Origin of the sequence: Fictibacillus enclensis (genome assembly GCF_030123385.1) — a bacterium.
Taxonomy (GTDB): Bacteria; Bacillota; Bacilli; order Bacillales; family Fictibacillaceae; genus Fictibacillus_C; species Fictibacillus_C enclensis.
In genome coordinates, this window is sequence record NZ_CP126109.1 from 1,717,325 (window position 1) to 1,737,382 (window position 20,058).

Consider the following 20,058-nt stretch of genomic DNA (forward strand, 5'->3'; position numbering starts at 1 on the left):
TTTTCATCCCCCCTGAATTTCGACTTTTTGCCGTGCGGCAGCGGTTATCCAATGATTTGCGAAAAAAAGAACAAGCAGCCACCCCGCTTGCAAAAGCAGTACCGAATGATCCGCTTTTTGCAGAAAAATAAGAACCGGGTAATATACGACACCGGCAAAAGGGAGCCACTTTGCCAGCTGGGACAGAAATTCAGGCAGAAACGTAAGCGGAACCATTTGTCCTCCAAGAGAGAACATTAAGGTGAGAATAATAAAATGAGCCCATGATATTTCTGTGGTCCAGCAAGAGCTGATGCCAATCAAATAAAAGATATTCAGTGAAATGCCGATGGCGAGAAGAAGGGAAAGCAGGCTGTAACCAAGCGTGGTCCAGTGGGAGGGTACATAAAAACCAACTGTCAGTGAGAAAATCAGTCCAATGGGGAGGCTTCTGAATAAGGCATTGTAGGCGATTCTTCCAGCCTCCTGGGATACAATATAAAAATAATAGCTGACCGGCCGTGCAAGTTCAATCGATATGGCGCCGTTCCGGACACCGAGCTGGATTCCCAGTCCTGCAGTCAGAAAGACAGTCACCACAAGATGCATTGACTGGCACCCATATAATATGTCATGTCCAATATGCTGTACGGGCTTTGTTGCTCTTTGCCCGTCAGGACACCGGTCCAAATGGCGATATACACGAAGCCAAAGATCGCCGATGCAGCATTGTTGATCAAGTGTGAAAGCCGATATTGCATATTGCAGGCAAAACTTTTGCGAAAAAGATGCCAATAAACCATCCGCTGCCTCCTTTATCACGTTTTTTGCGAACAGGATTATTAATATAGCAAATTATATGAATCGAAGCAATAGGCTGAATATTTTAGAAAGAAATTCCTATGAAAAACTTGGAATTCCTATTAATATTTAGTAATCTATGAGTGGAAGGTTCTGTAATATTATTGTAAAAATATCCTGGGAGGACAGATGGATGGAGACACAAACCAAAAAGAAAAAGAATCATCTCCCTTTTCGGCTTAATATCTTATTCATTGCAGTTTTTTTACTTTTTTCAATCTTGATTCTTCGTCTCGGCGTACTTCAAATTGTTAATGGTGAGGAAAAGAGGCAGGAATCCGAAGCCATTAAAAAGGAGGAAGCAAAGAAAGAGGCGCCTCGCGGGAAAATATTGGACAGGTATCAGCGTGTTGTTGTGGATAACAAGCCCTATTTCACACTGACTTATACCAAAACGAGCAGCACGAAGCCCGAGGATACTTATAGGATAGCGAAATGGCTCTCACAGCACATAAAGGTCGACAGCAAAAAAATTCCGGAACGGGATAAAAAGGACTTTTTTATCGTAAAGAACGGGGTTGCAGAACTGCTGAAGGAAAGGCTCACTGTGGCTGAAATCAAAAAATTAAACAATGAAAAAGAGTACAAGCTGCTGGTTGAGCGGATCACCAAGGAGGATTTACATACACTTACCAAAAAAGATCTGGAAATACTTGCGATCAAACGGGAAATGGACGCCGGGTATGCCTATTCTGCTTCTCCGGTAAAGAAGAACCTGACCGATCGGGAAATTTCTATCATTTCCGAGAATCTGAATCAGCTGCCGGGCATTGATATCATGCCGGATGCTGACAGGACCTATCCGTTTGGCGATTCGCTGAAAACGATTTTTGGACGCGTGAAACAAATGCCCAAAGAGCAGCAGGAATATTTCGGTGCCATGAATTATGACCTGACAGACCAGGTTGGTGTCAGCGGTCTTGAAGCACAGTATCAGGAGACCCTGAGGGGAACGAAAGAAAGAAGTATTTTTCTTACCAACCCCAAAACAGGAAAAACGCTGGGTGAACCCAAAGTCATCCCAGGCAAACGCGGAAAAGATCTGGTACTGACCATCGATATGGATCTGCAGGAAAAGATGGAAAAAATTCTGGAAGAAGAAATAAGGAAAGGCAGGGCTGACCGCGGAAATGAAATGATGAGGTCTGCCTACATCGTTATGATGAACCCGAAAACGGGGGAAATCTATTCGATTGCCGGGAAAAAGATGGACAAGAATGGATCATTTGTGAATGATTCTTATGGTGCTTTGTTCGATGCCTATGAAATGGGTTCAGCTGTCAAGGGTGCCACGGTGTTGACGGGACTTCACAAAGGGGTGATTCATCCTGGGGAATACATCTATGACGCTCCTTTGAAATTTGGATCATTGACGAAAAAGTCGCATGCGAATATGGGCAGCATCAATGATTTGACCGCTTTGAAGCGATCATCCAATGTCTATATGTACAATATTGTCATGCGCCTCGGTAAATTCAGTTACAGTTCAAAAAGCTTTTATGGAGACAACCGTTATCTTGGGTTTGACGTGATGCGCTATTATTTCAGCCAGTTCGGTCTGGGAGTCAAAACGGGTATTGACTTTCCAAACGAATCTACAGGATATAACGGCGGCTACACCGACCAGCTCGGTAATATGATAGATATGGGAATCGGTCAGTTTGATACGTATACCCCCATTCAGATGGTGCAATATGTGTCCACGATTGCGAATGGCGGCTACCGCGTACAGCCAAGACTTGTTAAGGAGATTCGTGAGCCTCAAACGGAAAATCATCTGGAAGGTAAGCTCGTCAAACGGTTTGAACCGAACGTCCTGAATGAATTGGATATGGATAAAAGCTATATCGAACGGGTGCAGGAAGGATTCTGGGAGGTTTACCATTCGCCCGGTGGGACTGCGACAACGTACTTTGGTAATAATCCGAAGTACCATAATCCAGCGGGTAAAACAGGTACGGCACAGGTGAAAAAATATGACAGCAACGGGAATTTTATCGCTGATAAGGATAATTTGACGCTCGTCGGCTATGCGCCTTTCGATGATCCGGAAATTGCCTATGCAATCATTGTTCCTGACGCCTCTCCCTATAGCGGTACACAGGCAGTCAATAAGCACATTGGCCAGCGCGCCCTCGAAACCTACTGGGAGCTCAAAGAAAAAACAAAGAACACGGAAGAAAATAACGATTAACAACAAAAAGAAGCACTGGGCAATCGCTCAGTGCTTTAAAAATGGGTTTTGGGTTATTGGAAAAAGATTTGCGTTAATCGTAGTTCATCAATGCACAAGGAAAAGATATGCATCTTTTCCTTGTTCGTTTGTTAGCAGAACGCACATGCACAGCCAATGATGATAAGAAGTACGAACAGTACCACGATCAAGGCGAAACCACTGCCACCTGCAGCGAATCCCATAGTATTTACCTCCTTTTTTTATAAACTCCAACATTTCCCTTACAGTATATGGAGTCTTGTCATTTATGTATGGACAAATGCGGATAAGCATCAAAAAAGGGCGCTAAAAACAGATCAGGAATTCCATGGATTTGTTTTTAAAAAATAGACTCTTGTACCGTTTCACATAGCCTGGCCGCTTCATATGTTATGGATGTAGATCATTAAATAAATATCTCGAAAGAGGAGGTAACAAAATGTCATTTGGACACGGATGTGGAAATGGATTCGCTCTTCTTGTGGTGTTGTTCATTTTGTTAATAATCATAGGTTGTGCATGCTCGTTTTGCTAAGCCCTAATCAGGCATAAGTCCGATAAGACCACTCAGATTACTGGATCTGAGTGGTCTTTTTTTTGGATTTACTGTACAGTATATAAGGTATGACAAGCACACAAAAGGAGAGTTCACATGCAAAAATACATATGGCTGCTGGCAGCAATTTTCTTTTTCTCAACCGCTTCCAGTGTCTCTGCACACACCGGTCTGGAATCCTCTGATCCGAAAGAGGGCGCTGTAGTCCAAGAAAATCTCAATAAGATCACTTTAACGTTTGAAACTAAAATCGAAAATTTAAGCACCATGAAAGTAACTAGAGATGGAAAACCGGTAGATATTAAAACAGCTGTAAACGACAGGGTTTTGACGGGCACTTCACCGGATCCGTTTGAAAACGGAAAATATAACGTGGATTATAAAATCATTGGTGCCGATGGACATGTGATTGAAAAGGGATTTACTTTTACCGTAGATCAACCAGAAGAAAAGAAAGAAGCGAAAAAAGAACCAGAAAAAAACACTGAAAAAGCGCCAGCAACCAAACAAAAGGAAAAATCAGAACAAAAAGCAGAGAAAGCAGAAAGCAAAACCAATTCATCTGCCCCGGTATTTATCGTTATTGTCGTCATCGTCATTGCCATTGCGGTATGGCTGATTAAAAGAAAAAAGAAGTAGAATGGCGGAAAGGAGATATGAAATGAGTGTTGAAGAGCATAAAAAAGAATCATCTTCATCAGTAAGCTGCAAAGTGATTACAGTGAGTGACACAAGGACTGAGGAAACCGATAAAAGCGGCATCTTAATAAAAGATCAACTCGTTCAAAATAGACACAGCGTTTCGCAGTATGCGATTGTAAAAGACGAAGTGGATGAAATTCGGTCCGCTGTTCTTGAAGGCTGCCAGGCAGAAGACGTAGAGGTTATTCTGATCAACGGGGGAACTGGAATTGCCAAACGGGACGTAACCATCGAAACGCTGGAGCCCCTGTTTACGAAGGAAATACCGGGATATGGAGAGTTGTTTCGCATGCTGAGTTATACAGAAGACATTGGTTCTGCGGCAATTATGAGCAGAGCCGTTGCAGGCGTCATTGATTCCACCGCTGTTTTTGCGATGCCTGGATCATCTGGCGCGGTAGCTTTGGCCATGAAGAAACTCATCCTTCCTGAAATCGGACATGTTCGAAGAGAAATCAATAAAGATTTGCCTAAGTAACAGATCATTTCCTTGTTCTGCCTATCTCATGTCATAAAAGGGTACAGCTTCCAATAAATTTAGTTAAGCGTGACAGACGCTGAAACTTTTTATTCGGCAGCTACGTATACTAGATTATGAAAACGCTTTATCGGGAGGTTTCAGATGGGCGGGATATTGCGGAAAGCGATTGAAGAAAGAAAAAAATTTTTGATTCAGATGCTTAAAAAGGCCGGGATCAGCAAGGAGCTGGAATCGCCATTATCCGAACTTGAAGAAGAGTATAAAAGCTGGCTCTATCAACAGGATGCTGTCATAGAACCGGGTAAAAAAGTTTAACACCTTCTTAGTGTGGGAATAAAAATAAAGCATAAGAGTCCTTCTCAGGGCTTTTTTTGTGTGAAAGAAGACCATCCTTTTTGCTATAGTATATAATGAACAGCTGCAATTAAGGGTTAAAGGAGATCACAGCATGAACATCGCTTTTTATCTATTGCCTAAAGATGAGGTAAAATATTTGAATCCTGAATCGACCATTAGGCAGGCTTTGGAAAAGCTTTCGTATCACAAATATACGTCTGTTCCCCTCGTTTCTGAGGAGGGACAATATGTCGGGACTTTGACAGAGGGGGATTTGCTGTGGAAACTGAAAGAGGCTTTTGATCTTGGTTTCCATGATGTAGTGAAAACAAAGTTAAAGGATGTACCGCAGCGGGTGAATAATATTTCGGTTTCCATTAATTCAAATATGGAAGATTTAATCACGCTTGCAACCGACCAAAATTTTATACCTGTAACGGATGATGACGGCCATTTCATCGGCATTATCCGGCGAAGGGATATTATAAAATATTGTGCACGTACCATCTGGGATAACAATAAATAAAGAAAAGGTATTGACAATTACTATATTTAGTGTGAAAGTAGGGTTTAAGGAACTAAATATAGTATTATGAAACAATAGGTGTCTGTTAAAGACTTAATAGGGAATCCGGTGCAATTCCGGAGCTGTCCCCGCAACTGTCATGTGGACGAAACGGAGATCCACTGTGTAAAGGCCGCGCACAAAGCTGTGGCTTTTACATGGGAAGGTCCGGAGTAGGATGAAGCAGTAGCCAGTAGACCTGCCATTTGTTTCACGGTTTTGATTCTTCGGGGAGTGAGAAACAAAAGCGGCACCAATCTGCTTTTTGTTTTTTACATACTACGTGTCGTTTTTGGGCTCATCCAATGGATGGGCCTTTTATTTTTGTTTGAAAAAGAGAGGAGAGCTATAAATGGCTACAGATATTTCAAGAGTCCAGCAGATAATTGGTGAACTCCAGGAGATTTTAGAGGAATTTCCCCAGCTGAGGCACAGAAATGAATACATAGAAAAAGTCTCCTGTTTTGCCCATCAGGAGGAATCCACACAAAAGATGCTGAACATGGGGGTACTTTATGCCCTTGAGAATATTTCCATGGAAGAGCCAGACTGGACCTTTGTAGCAGCAAGAATCCACCTGAAAAAGCTGTACCGGGAGGCAGCAAAGAACAGAAACAATGAATCCGGACAATCTTATGGGGCACTATATGAACTAATTGAGCAGTTGACCGGAATGGGGATTTACGACAGCAGCCTCCTGCGAATGTATTCCAGCGCCGAAATCAACGAGCTTGAGAGCGTAATTAATCCGGATCAGGATCATAAGTTTACCTACATCGGAATTCGGACCCTGGCAGACCGCTATTTGGCTCATTCACATGAAGGCGGCGTGTACGAGCTTCCACAGGAGCGGTTTATGATCGTTGCGATGACACTGCTCTCCAGGGAGCCTGAAGAAAAGCGTCTCGGCCTGGTGAAAGAAGCATACTGGGCGATGTCGAACCTTTACATGACCGTTGCCACACCGACATTGGCGAACGCAGGAAAAAGCTATGGACAGCTGTCCAGCTGCTTCATTGATACGATGGAGGACAGCTTGCGGGGAATCTATGATTCTACAACAGATGCAGCCACTCTTTCCAAAGGGGGCGGGGGGATTGCCGTATATCTCGGTAAAATCAGAAGTCTCGGCTCCGAGATCAAAGGATTCAAAGGAAATTCCTCCGGAATCATTCCATGGGCGAAATTGCTGAACCAGACCGCTGTAAGTGTAGACCAGCTGGGCCAGCGAAAAGGAGCGATCGCCATTTACTATAATGTGTTTGGCAAGGATTTGTTTTCATTCCTTGATGCCAAGCTGAACAATGGGGACGAACGGCAAAGGGTGCATGATCTGTTTCTCGGCCTTTGCATCCCGGATTTGTTTATGGAAAAAACAGAGGCCCGGGACGATTGGTATTTGTTTGATCCTTACATGGTCAAAAAGGTAATGGGCTATGAACTGGATGACTATTATGATGAAGTGCCTGGAGAGGGAAGCTTCCGGCAAAAGTACGAGGAATGTGTTCACGCGGCAGATCAGGGATATTTTGGTGAAAAAGGGTCCGGTGGCTATTATGTTGTGCCGGCAATCGAGATTTTTAAACGCATCATGAGAAGCCAGCTCGAAACAGGAGTGCCTTATATGTTTTACCGGGACACGGTGAATCGTACCAATCCAAATAAGCACAAAGGGATGATCTACTGCAGCAATCTGTGTACCGAAATCGCGCAAAACGGTTCAGCCACAACCGTGGAGGAAGAGATCACCGAGGATGGAAAGATTATCATCACCAAACGGCCCGGCGACTATGTAACTTGTAATTTAAGTTCCATTTCTCTTGCCAGGGCAGTAAAGGCGGATGTCCTTGAACGCCTTATTCCGATTCAAGTCCGGATGCTGGATAATGTGATTGATCTGAACGAAAACCGCATTGAAGTCAAGCAGGCCGTGCTCACTAACCAAAAGTACCGGGCGATCGGACTCGGCACGTTTGGCCTTCATCATCTTCTGGCTCTTGAAGGTATCCGCTGGGAATCGGAAGAAGCGGTTCAATATAATGATGAATTGTATGAAAAAGTCAATTACCTGACCATCAAAGCCAGCAATGAATTGGCAAAAGAAAAAGGCTCCTACCCGGCTTTTGAAGAGTCTGACTGGGAGACCGGGATTTATTTTGAGCAAAGAGGCTACCAGTCTGAAAAATGGCTGAAGCTCAAGGAAGAGGTTCAGGCTTCGGGTATCCGAAACGCCTGGCTGCTGGCGGTTGCACCGAATGCGACAACAAGCCTGATCGCGAATTCAACTGCTTCTGTGGATCCCATTTTCAAAAAAGAGTACTCAGAAGAGAAAAAGGATTTTAAAATTCCGGTTACCGCTCCCGACCTGACACCCCTGACGAACTGGTATTATAAATCGGCGTATGAAGTGGATCAGCATTTCAGCATTAAACAAAATGCGGCAAGGCAAAAGCATGTGGACCAATCGATTTCCTTTAACTTTTATGTGAAGAGTACGATCAAGGCAAAAGAGCTGCTGGATCTTCATATGACCGCCTGGAAATCAGGGTTGAAGACCACGTACTATACGCGGTCAACATCCGTTTCGGAACTTGAAGACTGTGAAAGCTGTTCGAGCTAGGAGGATAAGGATGAAAACATTAAGCAAACGAGAATTATACGATGTAACCGCCCCGAATGCATCAACGGGAATTCTGAATGGCAGAAGTTCAAACGTACTGAACTGGGATGATGTCCGGTACAGTTGGGCTTATCCGATGTACAAGAATATGCTGGCTAATTTTTGGACTCCGTTTGAGATCAATATGTCCGGCGACGTAAAGCAATATCAGCAGCTTTCCGGCGAGGAGAAGGATACATTTAACAAAATTATCGGGCTTTTGGCTTTTCTGGACAGCATTCAAACCGACTATTCTTCCAGGGCTGCCGAGTATCTCACCGATTCAAGCCTTTCAGCGCTGATGACTGTGCTTTCCTTCCAGGAGGTCGTCCATAACCAGTCCTATTCCTATGTGCTTTCAAGCCTTGTGAACAAGCAGAAGCAGGATGAAATCTTTGAGTACTGGAAGCATGATAAAGTACTGCGGGAACGAAATGATTTTATAGCAGAGGGATATACGCGGTTTACGGAAAATCCGACATCGAGAACATTTATGGAATCGATTGTCTATGATGTGGTCCTAGAAGGCTTGAATTTCTATACGGGCTTTGCCTTTTTCTACAACCTGGCGCGAAACCAAAAAATGATGAGTACGAGCACGATGATTAATTATATTAATCGTGATGAACAGCTTCACGTCCGGCTGTTTTGCCAAATCTTTAAAGAATTGCTGAAAGAAGTACCGGAATTGGACAATGAAGAAACGGAGCGTTTCGTACAGGAAACCTTTAAAAAGGGGGCAGAGCTGGAAATACAGTGGGCCCGCTACATCATCGGTGACCGATTTGCCGGACTGAACATGCCGGAGCTTGAAGCGTATATTAAATTTATGGCCAACAAAAGAGTGAATGAACTCGGGGTAGAACGGCCGTTCCAGGGATTCAGGGAAAATCCGATGAAATGGATCAGGGCGTACGAGCATGTGGACAGCGGCAAGAGTGATTTTTTCGAACAAAAGCCCCGGCAATATACAAAGGTATCGGATGCAAATGGATTTGACGATCTTTAAACATGATTGATTATTGTTCACCTGAAAGTAAACATGATAAACTGAATAACGGAGATATTGAACTCCTGCAGGACTTCCTGCAGGAGTCTGTTTTGTTTAATGAGCGCGCATAAAGAAAGGATTGAAAGCTTGTGCTTTTGTATATTTGGGTAGGGATTGCAGGTATGGCCGGAGCGCTTCTGCGCTATGGACTGGGCCTTGCGGTGAGTGATATCTGGGGAGGCGGATTTCCGCTTGCTACCTTCCTGACCAACATGGCCGGATCATTTGCGCTTGGTTATCTTACGTTTCGGCTCGGGAGACGCTCATCCGCAAATCCGTATACATCCCTGGTCGTTGGTACGGGTCTGATCGGTTCGTTTACCACGTTTTCCACCTTTAGTGTAGAAAACATTCAGCTCTTCCAAACCGGACAGACCGCTACGGCTCTTCTTTACATCTTGCTCAGCTTAATCGGCGGACTTTTCATGTCCTGGGCAGGTTTTCGTTTAGGAATCGGAGTCGCCAATGGAGGGACCGCATTGTGACTCACATGTTGCTTGTGGCTGCGGGGGGATTTTTTGGCGCTGTGTTCCGTTTCGGAATTGGCCAATGGGTGAAAAAACATACGGTTACTGCATTTCCCCTGGCAACGTTGTTTGTGAACATTACAGGCTCCTTTTTGCTTGGATGGCTTACTGGAATGGAACCTTCTGATTCTATCAGACTGTTTTTTGGAATAGGATTTATGGGGGCATTCACAACGTTCTCCACACTTAAGCTGGAGAACATTCATTTTTATCGAAAAAAGCAATGGAACGTGCTGATTCTATATTTGTCACTGAGTTACATCGTCGGCATACTGGCTGCGTTGGCTGGGTTCGTGCTGGGCAGCCGGTAATACCGGACAAGCTATTACTATACAGAGAGTAGGTAAACGCAATGAAAGAAATGGTACTGTCACTTTTGGAGTGGATTGTGGGGCTTGGACATCTCGGAATTGCGCTTGGTCTTATGGTAGAGGTTATTCCAAGCGAGTTGGTTTTGTCGTATGCGGGCTATCTCATTTCGCAGGGACATCTGAGTTTTGCCGGTTCAGTTATTGCCGGAACAATCGGAGGAACCATCGCACAGCTGTTTTTATATTGGATGGGATATTATGGCGGAAGACCCTTTTTGGAAAAGTACGGAAGGTATATCCTGATCAGTCAGAAACAGATTGATTTATCAGAAAGCTGGTTTGAGAAATACGGCAATGGTGTCATTTTCTTTGCCCGTTTCATTCCTGTTGTCCGGCATGCCATTTCAATTCCCGCAGGCATTGCAAAAATGTCATTTTCTAAATTCACGATCTATACGTTGCTGGCTATCATTCCCTGGTCGATTTTATTTATCTATCTGGGAAGCCAGCTGGGAAGCAATTGGGAAGACATTAAAACGATTGCCGCTCCATTTACGAGAGGGATTGCCATTGGCGCCATTGTCATCCTTTTCATTGTGATCGTCTTTAAAGTAAGAAAAGGAAAAAAATAAATCATACTGCTCGTAGAAAGGCCCTGTCTCAAGGGTCTTTTTCTATGTTTATGGTCATACATTTATCAAAAAAAGCGGGCGGGTGAGGAGAATGGATGAGCTGGCGAGAAACAAAAAAATCAATGAGGTGCTTATGAGAATGAGAGGGGAACAAGAAAAAGAGGAGGTGGCCGACTGTATTTCCAGAGCCATGAGGGAATGCGGATATAAACAGGAGAATATCCAGCGGGTGATTGAGGAGGTCTATCGTCAGTTCAACCAGATTAAAACGTAAGGGGCTGTCCTGAAAGTCAAAAATGGACCTTCAGGCATCCCCTTTTTGCGTACAAAATCTTCCATGAAAAGTTGATTGTAGTGGAAGGCGCGAGACTCCTGTGGGACTAGCGTGACAGGTGAGACTCCCGCAGACGCTTGCGCCAAGAGGCTCACCGCACGCCCCACGGAAAGCGAGCGGCCTTGAACGAAAATCAACGGCTTCCAGACTTTTTGGACATCTCGTTTTTTGTTACACTTGTTGGAGAAGTACATATCAAAAAAATAAGGATGGAGCGGTGTAGCTATGAATGAATCTTTTACTTCACTGTGCGGCATTCGATATCCTATTGTGCAGGCTGGAATGGCCGGTGGCCCGGCAACGCCGGAGTTAGCAGCGGCAGTTTCCAATGCCGGCGGATTAGGTACGTTGGGAGCGGGTTATATGGCGCCCAACGACGTAAAAGCCGCAATCAAGAGCATCAAGGAAATGACGGCCAAGCCCTTTGCAGTCAACCTTTTTCTGCCCGAGGAATTTACGTTTGACAGAGATCAGACTGAAAAAATGGAAGCAACACTCGAAGGATTTAAAGAAAGGCTGGGAATGGAGAAGTCGTCCCGGTTTACCGGATGGACGTCTCATTTTCAGGATCAGCTGGATGTGGTAATGGAAGAGAAAGTACCAGTCATCAGTTTTACATTCAATGCGCCGACCAAAGAAATAATCGACAGGCTGAAACAAGAAGGCGTGGTTACGATTGCCACTGCCACCACCGTGGAAGAGGCGGTCCGTCTCGAAGCAGTAGGCATCGATGCTATCTCGGCCCAGGGAAGTGAAGCAGGGGGCCATAGAGGGACATTTCTTGGAAGCGAAGAGCAGGCACTGATTGGCTCAATGACCTTGATTCCCTTAATTGCTGATGCGGTTTCTATTCCAGTATTAGCCGCCGGCGGGATCATGGATGCCAGGGGAATGGCTGCCGCCTTGGCGCTTGGGGCAAGCGCTGTCCAGCTGGGTACCGCTTTTTTAACAGCAGAAGAAAGCGGAGCTCATCATTTGCATAAAGAAGCCGTGCTGGAATCGAAGGAAACGGATATGAGGCTGACCAAAGCGTTTTCGGGCAAAATGGCAAGAGGCATTACAAATATTTTTATGGAAGAGATGACAGCGGTTGACAACCTTCCTCCATACCCCATTCAAAATGCATTGACTTCCGGCCTTAGGAAAGCTGCTGCCAGCCGGGGAGAAAAAGGGTATATGTCCCTATGGGCAGGGCAGGGTGCCCCGCTGGCCAAAAGAAGGCCGGCAAAGCAGGTGGTCGAAAGCCTCATCGAAGATTATAACCGGATTGCAGACGGTCTTGTAAAACTTTAAACATGAAAAAAGCCGCAGCCCCTGAACTGGGCTTGCGGCCATTATCGTTTTACGGTTTTAAACAACTCCGTCGCGTTCTCTTTTAATTCCTTTGCAGATTCTCCTACACTTTTGATGCTTTGTGTTTTATTGTAGACGTCGTATTTCAAATACTCGGTTTTTTCATTGAGCAGTGCGGTCTGGTTCGTGACGTCATTTACTTCCGCCTGCATCAGCTGAGTGGTACGGTTTAAGTTTTCGATGGTTGACTTGCTCGATTTCATTAGTTTAACAGCATAGACTCCAAGGAAGACCAATGCTGCGACAACAATTGCAATGCTAATCCAGATGATGACCAAAATATTGCCCTCCTTCAATCTCTTTATTCTTGTGATACCCATTATACTTATCATACAAACAAAAGCCGGCTGATATTCAGAAGATCAGTCGGCTTTTTTTAATGGGCATGTATTGCAGCAAGTGCCACCGTCTGTCCGGTAGTACAGGCAGCATGTTTTTCGCTGCTGAAATTGATGGTCTTCATATCTGGCAGCTAATTCGATGAAAGGATTGGAGGCTGCTCCAAAGTGAAAGCCTTGCGCCTGCTCCATAAGAAATTGGTAGTCGTCTATCAACCTTTCATGAATTTCAGAAGGATGGTTCTCGCCTTTCCACGTGTTATATAGCCAGGCGATATAAATTAATGCATTCTCCCAAAGCATTGCTTTCGATGCTTTTGTGCTTGCAGCCAAGTAATCCAGCATCACCGATATGTTTTTGGCGAAAAGTGTTTCAACAACCGATGATCTCCAATTTTCCCGGTTTCCGGCCATAGGCATCCCATCACTGTTTTGCAGAGAAAAAGACGGCAGCCAGCTGTGTTCTTTTTCGCTATCTTCCTCTTCAATGATCACCACATTTTCCAGACGAATATCAAACTGCTTATTCAGCATTGACAAGGCATAAAGGGAAGAGGTGAGAATGCAGAAAACATAGCGCTTAAAGAACATAGAGGCGATGACTCTTTTCTCTTTGGAACCGATTTTTTCACCCACGGTTTCCATATAGGAAAGCATGAGTTCTTTATTTAATAGGAGAGACGCCGGAAAGGCAGCCTTTTCATTTGAAAAATGGAATTTAAAGCTGGAGCGTTTTTCAATATCAGTCTTTTCCAAAAGGGACCAGCCGTTAAGGTTAGGCATATTGTGCTGTGGGTAAGCCATTTTTCGCGATTCTCCCCTTTCCGTATGGAATGCACATTGGTGTACCGAATAAAGGATCTTCAATAATTTTGCATGGCATATGAAAAACATCAGCAACCAGTTTTTCATTCATGATATCTTCAGGACAGCCTTGAGCGGCTACAGAATGATTCTGGATGGCCACAAGATGGTGGGCATACCGGCATGCCAGGTTAAGATCGTGAAGGACCATTACAATGGTGCTTTTTTCCCTTGCATTCAGCTCAAAGAGCAGATCAAGTATTTCAATCTGGTGTGTCATGTCCAAATAGGTAGTCGGTTCGTCGAGAAGGATGGTTTCCGTTCCCTGGGCAAGGGTCATAGCAATCCACGCACGCTGTCTTTGTCCTCCTGAGAGAGAGTCAACACTTCTTTCTGCAAATTCAAGCATATTAGTTGCCTTCAAGGCCTGTGTAACCGCCTCTTCGTCTTTCCTGGACCATTGTTTCAACCATGATTGGTATGGGTACCTTCCTTGTTTAACCAGCTGGAGAACAGTCAGGCCCTCGGGTGCTACTGGTCCTTGTGGTAAAATAGCCAGCTCTTTTGCCACGTCCTTTGTTGAACGTTTGGCGATGTCCTTCCCATTTAAAAGAATTGCTCCTTCTTCTGGTGCCAAAAGGCGCGCCATGGAACGCAAAAGTGTCGATTTTCCACACCCGTTACTGCCGATTAAAACGGTGATTTCCCCTTTTGGTATCGAAAGATTCAGGTCTTGAATCACAGGTTTTTTTCCATAAGATAATGTTAGAGATTCCGTTTCAAGAATGGACATGAGATCGCTCCTTAACCATGATTTTTAAATAGCAGGTAAATAAAATAGGGAGCACCGATGGCAGCGGTGAAAACTCCTGCTGGAACTTCCAGCGGCGAGAAAAGTGTTCTACCGGCCAAATCAGCGAGCAATACGATAATGGCCCCAAGAAAGCCGGATACAGGAAGCAGTGCGCCGAAGGAAGAGCCAACCAGCCTTCTGGCAATATGCGGCCCGACCAGGCCAACAAATCCGATGGCTCCTGTAAAAGCGACGGCCGAGCCAGCCAGGGCCGTACTAATCAGCAGTAATAAAAAACGGTTCTTGTTCACGGAATGCCCAAGACTTGCGGACACGTCATCACCGAGCTCCTGAACGTTCAGTTTTCTTGCGAATGCAAGCAAAAGAGGTGTCAGGATAAGAAACCACGGCAATAGACTGTATACATCTTTCCAGTTTGTCGCATAAACCGTACCAGTCAGCCAGATCGTTGCCTGCGGAGCAGCATAAATGGGTCCGAGTACGATCATGAGTGTTGTCAGGGCCTGGGCTGCGGTCATCAGGCCCACACCAATTAAGATCAGCCTTACCGGTGAAATTCCGCGTTTCCAGGCAAGCAGGTAAATCAAGGCTCCCATAAGAAATGCCCCGGTTACAGCAGCAACAGGCAAATAACCGATGCTCACTGTCAAATTGTTGCTTTGGCTGCTGAAGACCGTTATAAAGGTAACGGCGGCAAAGCCAGCGCCGGATGTAATGCCAAGCATATCTGGCGAAGCGAGTGGGTTTCGGATGATCCCCTGCAAAATGGCACCTGCCAGGGAGAGGGAAGCCCCTGCAATCACGGCAATCAGTATTCTGGGAAGCCTGAATTCATGTATAACAACATTGTTAATGCCAGCACCAGTCCCAGTTAATGACTTTATGACGTCCAGAGGAGATATATACAGCTCCCCAACCCCGATGCTTACCGACATGATGGCCATTGTTATAAAAATGAGAATCAGTGAAGTGAACAGGGTTTTTTTTTCTATTAGAAACGAAAATCTTTTGGACCTTGCTGTAATATACTTGCTCATTTAAACGATCCTTTTCGGGAGATATGAATAAAAAACGGCGTACCGATCAAGGCGGTCATCACACCAACCGGAACTTCTTCCGGAAGTACGATGTATCGGGCGCCAATGTCGGCAGTGATCAGCAGTATCCCGCCAAATACAGCGGAAAAGGGAATAACCCAGCGATGGTCATTTCCGACAAGATAACGGGCGAAATGAGGAACAACAATACCGATAAAACTGATTGGGCCCGCCACTGCGACGGATCCACCGGCAAGTAGCACAATCAAGACACCGGCCAGGACCTTAAAGAGCAGTGTCCGCTGGCCGAGGCTTTTGGCAACATCTTCACCAAGTAAAAAGGTATTAAGCTGGCGGAACATCAGCAAGGAACCGATCCAGGCAATAAGAAGATAAGGAAGCACCGGATATAGAAATTCCAGTTTTCTGCCCTGTATCGATCCTGCCAGCCAGAATAGTACTTCTTCCAGCGCTTTTTGATTGGCCACAAGCATTCCTTGTGTAAGAGAGGCAAACATTGCAGCAATAACTGCACCAGCCAGTGTCATTTTTATTGGCGTTAAACCGCTGCGCCCGGCAGAACCCAATATGTATACGGCCAAAGCCGAGACAGAAGCACCAAGAAACGCAATCCAGGTGAATTGCTGAAGAGAACTGATTTGAAAGAATGAGACAGCCATTACAATAAAAAAACCAGCTCCCGCGTTCAATCCGAAAATATCAGTGGATGCAATTGGATTCCGTGTCACCGCCTGCAGCAGCACACCGGCCAATGCCAGTGAAATTCCAACTGCCGCACCGATCAAAGCGCGGGGAAGACGGGCATTTCGTATAATAAGATGCTGATTGGATCCATTAAAATCAGTGAATGCTGCAACAGCTGTTTTCCAGCTTGTGTCGGTGTATCCAAATACAACACTAAGTGCCATACAGACAGCCAACAAAAGAACTGCCAAAGCGAGAATGGCAATCTTCGCTTTTGATGATTGAATTACTCCGTTCATAAGGACCTCATTATTAGAAATTTACAATTATAGTTTAAAAAAGATAAAGCAGCATGTCAATGAATTTGAAAATCATTATCAATTACTGTTGACTTTTATTTTTACTTTCAGGTATGATTTGTCTGTAAATGAAATTCATTATCAATTGGGGGAGAAGAAATTTGAATACCGCAAAATCTACATATTCAAAATGGGGAATGATTATAGCCATTCTTTCGCTGATGCTTTTGGCAGCTTGCGGAGGGAATGATGGAAAGGAATCATCCGGAGAAGATTCTAAAGGATACAGTGTTAAGCATGCGATGGGGACAACCGAGGTAAAGAGCGCAAAACGCGTTGTTGTTTTGACGAATGAAGGAACAGAAGCGGCGCTGGCAATGGGGGTAAAACCTGTTGGAGCCGTTAAATCCTGGCTCGGCGATCCATGGTATGATCACATAAAAGATGATATGAAAGGTGTAGAGGTGGTTGGTGACGAAAGCCAGGTTAATCTGGAAAAGATCGCTTCCCTTAAACCGGATCTTATTATTGGAAATAAAATGAGACAAGAAAAAATTTACGATCAATTAAATAAAATTGCACCTACTGTTTTTGCAGAAGATTTGCGCGGCAACTGGAAAAAGAATTTCAAATTGTATTCCAAAGCATTAAATAAAGAAAAAGAAGGAAACAAGGTAATCGGTAATTACGATCAGCGCGTAAAAGAGATCAGTGAAAAAGCGGGAGATAACCTGAACAAGGAGATATCTGTTGTCCGTTTCATGCCAGGGGTTTCCCGCATCTACTTATCCAACTCGTTTTCCGGTGTGATCCTTGACCAGCTTGGCTTTAAACGCCCGAAGGTGGAAAGCAAGGATGATTTTGCAGCAGAAGTAACGAAAGAACAAATTCCGCAAATGGATGGAGATGAACTGTTTTACTTTACATATGAAGCAGGGGACGGAGGAGCGACCAAACAGGAAAAAGAATGGACCAATGATCCGCTCTGGAAAAACCTAAAGGCAGTGAAACAGGGCAACGTCCACAAGGTTTCTGATGCCATCTGGAATACAGCAGGAGGCGTGAAGGCAGCCAACCTGATGCTTGATGACATTGAAAAATATTTGGTGAAATAAGAAGAACAAATGAAGCTCGTGATGCCGTATCACGGGCTTTTTTTAATGTTCTGATAGCGTTCTGTGTAATAATTCACACGATGTTCTTCTTCAATCAGGAGGATTGATATAATGGAACGCGTCAATTTCCGGCATGAAACATATGGACGACTTGTCCATATTGCCGTATAGTAACTGCAGTAGTTTATCATCCAGGAGGCAAACTATGCTCTTTTTATCATTGCCGCAATCTTTTTTGCAGATGAATACCATTTTTATATCCATATTAATAGAAGCACTGCCCTTTGTAGTACTCGGGGTTTTTATTGCAGGTATCATCCAAATCTTTGTATCAGAGGAACTGGTGGCTAGAATTATGCCGAAAAACCCGGTTCTTGCCGTATTGTTCGCCTCATTTCTTGGCGCCCTTTTCCCTGCATGTGAATGCGGAATTGTGCCGATTGTAAGGCGCCTTGTTCAAAAAGGGGTGCCTATCTACGCCGGGGTTGCTTTTATGCTGACGGGTCCGATCATCAATCCAGTTGTTCTCTTTTCGACCTACGTCGCTTTTGGAAGCAACTGGTCCATGCCTTTATATCGGGCCGGAGGAGCTGTTGTTGTTTCTGTTGTTGTTGGTTTGATTCTCGCTTTCTTTTATAAGGGAGATGGCCTGAAAATTACACCAGAACATCATCATCACACGCATGAAAAGCTTTCCGTTAAACAAAAACTTGGTGAAACGCTAAATCATGCGGTTGAAGAATTCTTTTCCATGGGAAAATACCTGGTGATCGGTTCACTGATTGCTGCAGCGGTGCAAACGTATGTGAAAACCTCAACTCTTCTTGCCATCGGTCAGGGACAGGCTTCCTCGTCACTTGTCATGATGGGACTTGCGTTTGTTTTATCTCTGTGTTCTGAGGCTGATGCGTTCATCGCGTCTTCCTTCAGAAGTACCTTTTCCACAGGGTCGATCGTTGCTTTTCTAGTATTCGGTCCGATGCTTGATATGAAAAATTTATTGATGATGCTCTCGGCATTTAAAACAAAGCTGGTGCTCATTACAGTTGTTTCATTGTCTGTTGTAGTGTTTTTATATTCGATGCTGTTCTAGGGAGGTGTAGCATTATGATGCGGGGATGCCTGTTAATGGGATTCACTTTTTTGATTATGCAGCTTCATGCGACCGGAAATATAAGTAAGTATATTAATATGAAATATTCGTACCTGTCATTCAGCGTTATGTTCGCACTGGCTCTTTTGACCATCGTGCAATTTCGGAATGCCGTGAAGGAAGATGAAGGCGGCCATAGCTGCGATCATTGCGACCATGATCATTCCGTTGAGGATACTTGGTATAAAAAATTGTTTGTATATACCGTTTTTGCTTTTCCGGTCATTACCGGTATCTTTCTCCCGGTTGCCACCATGGATTCAAATATTGTAAAAGCAAAGGGGTTTCACTTCCCTGTCAATCAGGAGTCCAAAGGGGATCCTTATGCACAGAATCAGTTTCTGCGTCCGGACACCAGTGTATATTATGGCCAGGATGCTTATGACAAGCTGATGAGGAAGGAAAAAAAGAAATATACGAAATATGATACCCTTGCTTTGAATGATACGAACTTTCTTAAAGGAATGGAAACGATCTATAATTATACGGGGGATTTTCAAGATAAAACCATCTCGTTTAAGGGTTTTGTGTACAATGATCCGGATACGAAAAAGAACCAGCTCTTTATCTTTCGGTTTGGCATTATCCATTGTGTCGCTGATTCGGGCGTATATGGAATGATGGTGGAAATGCCGGATGGCGTGAAGCTTAAAGATGATGACTGGATTACGGTAAAAGGCAAGATATCAGAGATCTATTATCAGCCGTTTAAAACGAATATTCCGTATGTTAAGGTCCAATCCTGGAAACAAACATCCGCTCCAAAAGAGCAATATGTATACCGGGGGAATAATTAAAGCAGATCCAACAGGATCTGCTTTTTTGTTTTGCAGGGACTGATGGCAATGCATGTTTTTACAGGAAGTGAAACATGATATAAGAAAAAAGCGGGAGTGATGATTCTGGAAAAGCAGCCGTATTATGTGAACGTGGAAACAGGAGAAGTTCATTCAGACAAAACGGTTTCCACTTTTGAGTTTGAAATCGAAGCAACGAGTGAAGAGGTTAACCGTCTTACTAAGCTATTCAGGGCATGTGATGAAGCTGCCAGGGATACGTTTTGGCGATCTCACGTTCCTTATGTCCCTTATCATAACGATCCTGACAATCACCGTTATGACCAGGCGTTAAAAGACATTTACCAATTTATCCATGATCATGGTCAGCACCTAACACGCGAACACATAGAATCCATGGGGATTCTTGACTAAAATGAAGCAAAAAAAAGCTG

The 20,058-nt window shown here is 44.3% G+C and carries 24 protein-coding genes and 1 riboswitch; of the genes, 17 read left to right on the plus strand and 7 right to left on the minus strand.

What is annotated here, in order from left to right; translation table 11 throughout:
- Window positions 1-3: 3 nt before the first annotated feature.
- Window positions 4-774 (minus strand): ABC transporter permease, encoded by a 771-nt coding sequence (locus tag QNH15_RS09220; RefSeq protein WP_283894235.1) that lies wholly within the window; start codon window positions 772-774, stop codon window positions 4-6.
- A 199-nt stretch (window positions 775-973) separates the two neighbouring features.
- Between QNH15_RS09220 and QNH15_RS09225 the strand changes: the two genes are divergently transcribed.
- On the plus strand, window positions 974-3,034 hold the full coding sequence (locus QNH15_RS09225; protein WP_283894237.1) for a peptidoglycan D,D-transpeptidase FtsI family protein: 2,061 nt from the start codon (window positions 974-976) through the stop codon (window positions 3,032-3,034).
- Window positions 3,035-3,165: 131 nt separating this feature from the next.
- Here QNH15_RS09225 and QNH15_RS09230 read toward each other — a convergent pair whose 3' ends face one another.
- The gene (locus QNH15_RS09230; protein WP_156418805.1) at window positions 3,166-3,258 is read right to left on the minus strand and encodes a YjcZ family sporulation protein; all 93 of its coding nucleotides are present in this window, start codon (window positions 3,256-3,258) and stop codon (window positions 3,166-3,168) included.
- A gap of 236 nt (window positions 3,259-3,494) precedes the next feature.
- On the opposite strand from QNH15_RS09230, the gene QNH15_RS09235 reads away from it, so the two are divergent.
- From QNH15_RS09235 to QNH15_RS09290, 12 genes are all read left to right on the plus strand, one after another.
- The gene (locus tag QNH15_RS09235; protein ID WP_074440457.1) at window positions 3,495-3,590 is read left to right on the plus strand and encodes a YjcZ family sporulation protein; all 96 of its coding nucleotides are present in this window, start codon (window positions 3,495-3,497) and stop codon (window positions 3,588-3,590) included.
- 117 nt (window positions 3,591-3,707) lie between these two features.
- Window positions 3,708-4,250 (plus strand): copper resistance CopC family protein, encoded by a 543-nt coding sequence (locus QNH15_RS09240; RefSeq protein ID WP_283894240.1) that lies wholly within the window; start codon window positions 3,708-3,710, stop codon window positions 4,248-4,250.
- Between the two features lie 22 nt (window positions 4,251-4,272).
- On the plus strand, window positions 4,273-4,791 hold the full coding sequence (locus QNH15_RS09245; RefSeq protein WP_283894241.1) for a MogA/MoaB family molybdenum cofactor biosynthesis protein: 519 nt from the start codon (window positions 4,273-4,275) through the stop codon (window positions 4,789-4,791).
- Window positions 4,792-4,935: 144 nt separating this feature from the next.
- Window positions 4,936-5,109, plus strand: coding sequence for a hypothetical protein (locus tag QNH15_RS09250; RefSeq protein WP_156412554.1), 174 nt, complete (start codon window positions 4,936-4,938; stop codon window positions 5,107-5,109).
- Between the two features lie 133 nt (window positions 5,110-5,242).
- Window positions 5,243-5,656: a CBS domain-containing protein gene (locus QNH15_RS09255; protein ID WP_061968768.1), complete on the plus strand. Its 414-nt coding sequence runs from the start codon at window positions 5,243-5,245 to the stop codon at window positions 5,654-5,656.
- 59 nt (window positions 5,657-5,715) lie between these two features.
- Window positions 5,716-5,916: riboswitch (cobalamin riboswitch) on the plus strand.
- A 131-nt stretch (window positions 5,917-6,047) separates the two neighbouring features.
- Window positions 6,048-8,315, plus strand: a complete 2,268-nt coding sequence (locus QNH15_RS09260; protein ID WP_283894242.1) for a ribonucleoside-diphosphate reductase subunit alpha — start codon at window positions 6,048-6,050, stop codon at window positions 8,313-8,315.
- Between the two features lie 10 nt (window positions 8,316-8,325).
- A complete protein-coding gene (locus QNH15_RS09265) occupies window positions 8,326-9,363 on the plus strand; it encodes a ribonucleotide-diphosphate reductase subunit beta (RefSeq protein WP_283894244.1) in 1,038 nt (345 codons plus the stop codon).
- Window positions 9,364-9,494: 131 nt separating this feature from the next.
- A complete protein-coding gene (gene crcB, locus QNH15_RS09270) occupies window positions 9,495-9,890 on the plus strand; it encodes a fluoride efflux transporter CrcB (RefSeq protein ID WP_283894246.1) in 396 nt (131 codons plus the stop codon).
- Window positions 9,891-9,895: 5 nt separating this feature from the next.
- On the plus strand, window positions 9,896-10,243 hold the full coding sequence (crcB, locus tag QNH15_RS09275; protein ID WP_430667160.1) for a fluoride efflux transporter CrcB: 348 nt from the start codon (window positions 9,896-9,898) through the stop codon (window positions 10,241-10,243).
- A 41-nt stretch (window positions 10,244-10,284) separates the two neighbouring features.
- Entirely contained in the window at window positions 10,285-10,875 is a 591-nt protein-coding gene (gene uptA / locus QNH15_RS09280) for an undecaprenyl phosphate transporter UptA (RefSeq protein WP_283894249.1), read from the plus strand.
- Window positions 10,876-10,966: 91 nt separating this feature from the next.
- Window positions 10,967-11,149, plus strand: a complete 183-nt coding sequence (locus QNH15_RS09285; RefSeq protein ID WP_283894250.1) for a hypothetical protein — start codon at window positions 10,967-10,969, stop codon at window positions 11,147-11,149.
- 285 nt (window positions 11,150-11,434) lie between these two features.
- Window positions 11,435-12,502, plus strand: a complete 1,068-nt coding sequence (locus QNH15_RS09290; protein WP_283894251.1) for an NAD(P)H-dependent flavin oxidoreductase — start codon at window positions 11,435-11,437, stop codon at window positions 12,500-12,502.
- A 41-nt stretch (window positions 12,503-12,543) separates the two neighbouring features.
- Here QNH15_RS09290 and QNH15_RS09295 read toward each other — a convergent pair whose 3' ends face one another.
- The 5 genes from QNH15_RS09295 to QNH15_RS09315 form a co-directional block, all read right to left on the minus strand.
- Complete coding sequence (locus QNH15_RS09295) at window positions 12,544-12,840, minus strand: DUF948 domain-containing protein (protein WP_170834210.1); 297 nt, start codon at window positions 12,838-12,840, stop codon at window positions 12,544-12,546.
- An 84-nt stretch (window positions 12,841-12,924) separates the two neighbouring features.
- Window positions 12,925-13,704, minus strand: a complete 780-nt coding sequence (locus QNH15_RS09300; protein WP_283894252.1) for an IucA/IucC family C-terminal-domain containing protein — start codon at window positions 13,702-13,704, stop codon at window positions 12,925-12,927.
- Window positions 13,676-14,497: an ABC transporter ATP-binding protein gene (locus tag QNH15_RS09305; RefSeq protein ID WP_283894253.1), complete on the minus strand. Its 822-nt coding sequence runs from the start codon at window positions 14,495-14,497 to the stop codon at window positions 13,676-13,678. Before QNH15_RS09305 ends, QNH15_RS09300 begins: the two co-directional genes overlap by 29 nt.
- A gap of 11 nt (window positions 14,498-14,508) precedes the next feature.
- Window positions 14,509-15,555, minus strand: a complete 1,047-nt coding sequence (locus tag QNH15_RS09310) for a FecCD family ABC transporter permease (RefSeq protein WP_283894254.1) — start codon at window positions 15,553-15,555, stop codon at window positions 14,509-14,511.
- Entirely contained in the window at window positions 15,552-16,559 is a 1,008-nt protein-coding gene (locus QNH15_RS09315; protein ID WP_283894255.1) for a FecCD family ABC transporter permease, read from the minus strand. The genes QNH15_RS09310 and QNH15_RS09315 overlap by 4 nt, the downstream gene beginning before the upstream one ends.
- Window positions 16,560-16,756: 197 nt before the next feature.
- Between QNH15_RS09315 and QNH15_RS09320 the strand changes: the two genes are divergently transcribed.
- From QNH15_RS09320 to QNH15_RS09335, 4 genes are all read left to right on the plus strand, one after another.
- Window positions 16,757-17,674 carry an ABC transporter substrate-binding protein gene (locus QNH15_RS09320; protein WP_283895513.1) on the plus strand — a complete coding sequence of 306 codons (918 nt, stop codon included), beginning with the start codon at window positions 16,757-16,759 and terminating at the stop codon, window positions 17,672-17,674.
- A gap of 205 nt (window positions 17,675-17,879) precedes the next feature.
- Window positions 17,880-18,767: a permease gene (locus QNH15_RS09325; protein WP_283894256.1), complete on the plus strand. Its 888-nt coding sequence runs from the start codon at window positions 17,880-17,882 to the stop codon at window positions 18,765-18,767.
- A 14-nt stretch (window positions 18,768-18,781) separates the two neighbouring features.
- The gene (locus QNH15_RS09330) at window positions 18,782-19,624 is read left to right on the plus strand and encodes a TIGR03943 family putative permease subunit (RefSeq protein ID WP_061968796.1); all 843 of its coding nucleotides are present in this window, start codon (window positions 18,782-18,784) and stop codon (window positions 19,622-19,624) included.
- Window positions 19,625-19,723: 99 nt separating this feature from the next.
- The gene (locus tag QNH15_RS09335) at window positions 19,724-20,038 is read left to right on the plus strand and encodes a hydrolase (RefSeq protein ID WP_283894258.1); all 315 of its coding nucleotides are present in this window, start codon (window positions 19,724-19,726) and stop codon (window positions 20,036-20,038) included.
- Window positions 20,039-20,058: the final 20 nt, after the last annotated feature.

What these genes read in the sequence shown, in the direction of transcription:
- crcB (WP_430667160.1), top strand. Translation starts at nt 9,896, where the DNA reads ATGTTGCTTGTGGCTGCGGGGGGATTTTTTGGCGCTGTGTTCCGTTTC.
- QNH15_RS09310 (WP_283894254.1), bottom strand. Translation starts at nt 15,555, where the DNA reads ATGAGCAAGTATATTACAGCAAGGTCCAAAAGATTTTCGTTTCTAATA.
- QNH15_RS09330 (WP_061968796.1), top strand. Translation starts at nt 18,782, where the DNA reads ATGATGCGGGGATGCCTGTTAATGGGATTCACTTTTTTGATTATGCAG.
- QNH15_RS09225 (WP_283894237.1), top strand. Translation starts at nt 974, where the DNA reads ATGGAGACACAAACCAAAAAGAAAAAGAATCATCTCCCTTTTCGGCTT.
- QNH15_RS09305 (WP_283894253.1), bottom strand. Translation starts at nt 14,497, where the DNA reads ATGTCCATTCTTGAAACGGAATCTCTAACATTATCTTATGGAAAAAAA.
- QNH15_RS09255 (WP_061968768.1), top strand. Translation starts at nt 5,243, where the DNA reads ATGAACATCGCTTTTTATCTATTGCCTAAAGATGAGGTAAAATATTTG.
- QNH15_RS09285 (WP_283894250.1), top strand. Translation starts at nt 10,967, where the DNA reads ATGGATGAGCTGGCGAGAAACAAAAAAATCAATGAGGTGCTTATGAGA.
- QNH15_RS09245 (WP_283894241.1), top strand. Translation starts at nt 4,273, where the DNA reads ATGAGTGTTGAAGAGCATAAAAAAGAATCATCTTCATCAGTAAGCTGC.
- QNH15_RS09335 (WP_283894258.1), top strand. Translation starts at nt 19,724, where the DNA reads ATGATTCTGGAAAAGCAGCCGTATTATGTGAACGTGGAAACAGGAGAA.
- QNH15_RS09290 (WP_283894251.1), top strand. Translation starts at nt 11,435, where the DNA reads ATGAATGAATCTTTTACTTCACTGTGCGGCATTCGATATCCTATTGTG.
- uptA (WP_283894249.1), top strand. Translation starts at nt 10,285, where the DNA reads ATGAAAGAAATGGTACTGTCACTTTTGGAGTGGATTGTGGGGCTTGGA.
- QNH15_RS09235 (WP_074440457.1), top strand. Translation starts at nt 3,495, where the DNA reads ATGTCATTTGGACACGGATGTGGAAATGGATTCGCTCTTCTTGTGGTG.
- QNH15_RS09325 (WP_283894256.1), top strand. Translation starts at nt 17,880, where the DNA reads ATGCTCTTTTTATCATTGCCGCAATCTTTTTTGCAGATGAATACCATT.
- QNH15_RS09240 (WP_283894240.1), top strand. Translation starts at nt 3,708, where the DNA reads ATGCAAAAATACATATGGCTGCTGGCAGCAATTTTCTTTTTCTCAACC.
- QNH15_RS09230 (WP_156418805.1), bottom strand. Translation starts at nt 3,258, where the DNA reads ATGGGATTCGCTGCAGGTGGCAGTGGTTTCGCCTTGATCGTGGTACTG.
- QNH15_RS09265 (WP_283894244.1), top strand. Translation starts at nt 8,326, where the DNA reads ATGAAAACATTAAGCAAACGAGAATTATACGATGTAACCGCCCCGAAT.
- QNH15_RS09300 (WP_283894252.1), bottom strand. Translation starts at nt 13,704, where the DNA reads ATGGCTTACCCACAGCACAATATGCCTAACCTTAACGGCTGGTCCCTT.
- QNH15_RS09320 (WP_283895513.1), top strand. Translation starts at nt 16,757, where the DNA reads ATGATTATAGCCATTCTTTCGCTGATGCTTTTGGCAGCTTGCGGAGGG.
- QNH15_RS09250 (WP_156412554.1), top strand. Translation starts at nt 4,936, where the DNA reads ATGGGCGGGATATTGCGGAAAGCGATTGAAGAAAGAAAAAAATTTTTG.
- QNH15_RS09260 (WP_283894242.1), top strand. Translation starts at nt 6,048, where the DNA reads ATGGCTACAGATATTTCAAGAGTCCAGCAGATAATTGGTGAACTCCAG.
- QNH15_RS09315 (WP_283894255.1), bottom strand. Translation starts at nt 16,559, where the DNA reads ATGAACGGAGTAATTCAATCATCAAAAGCGAAGATTGCCATTCTCGCT.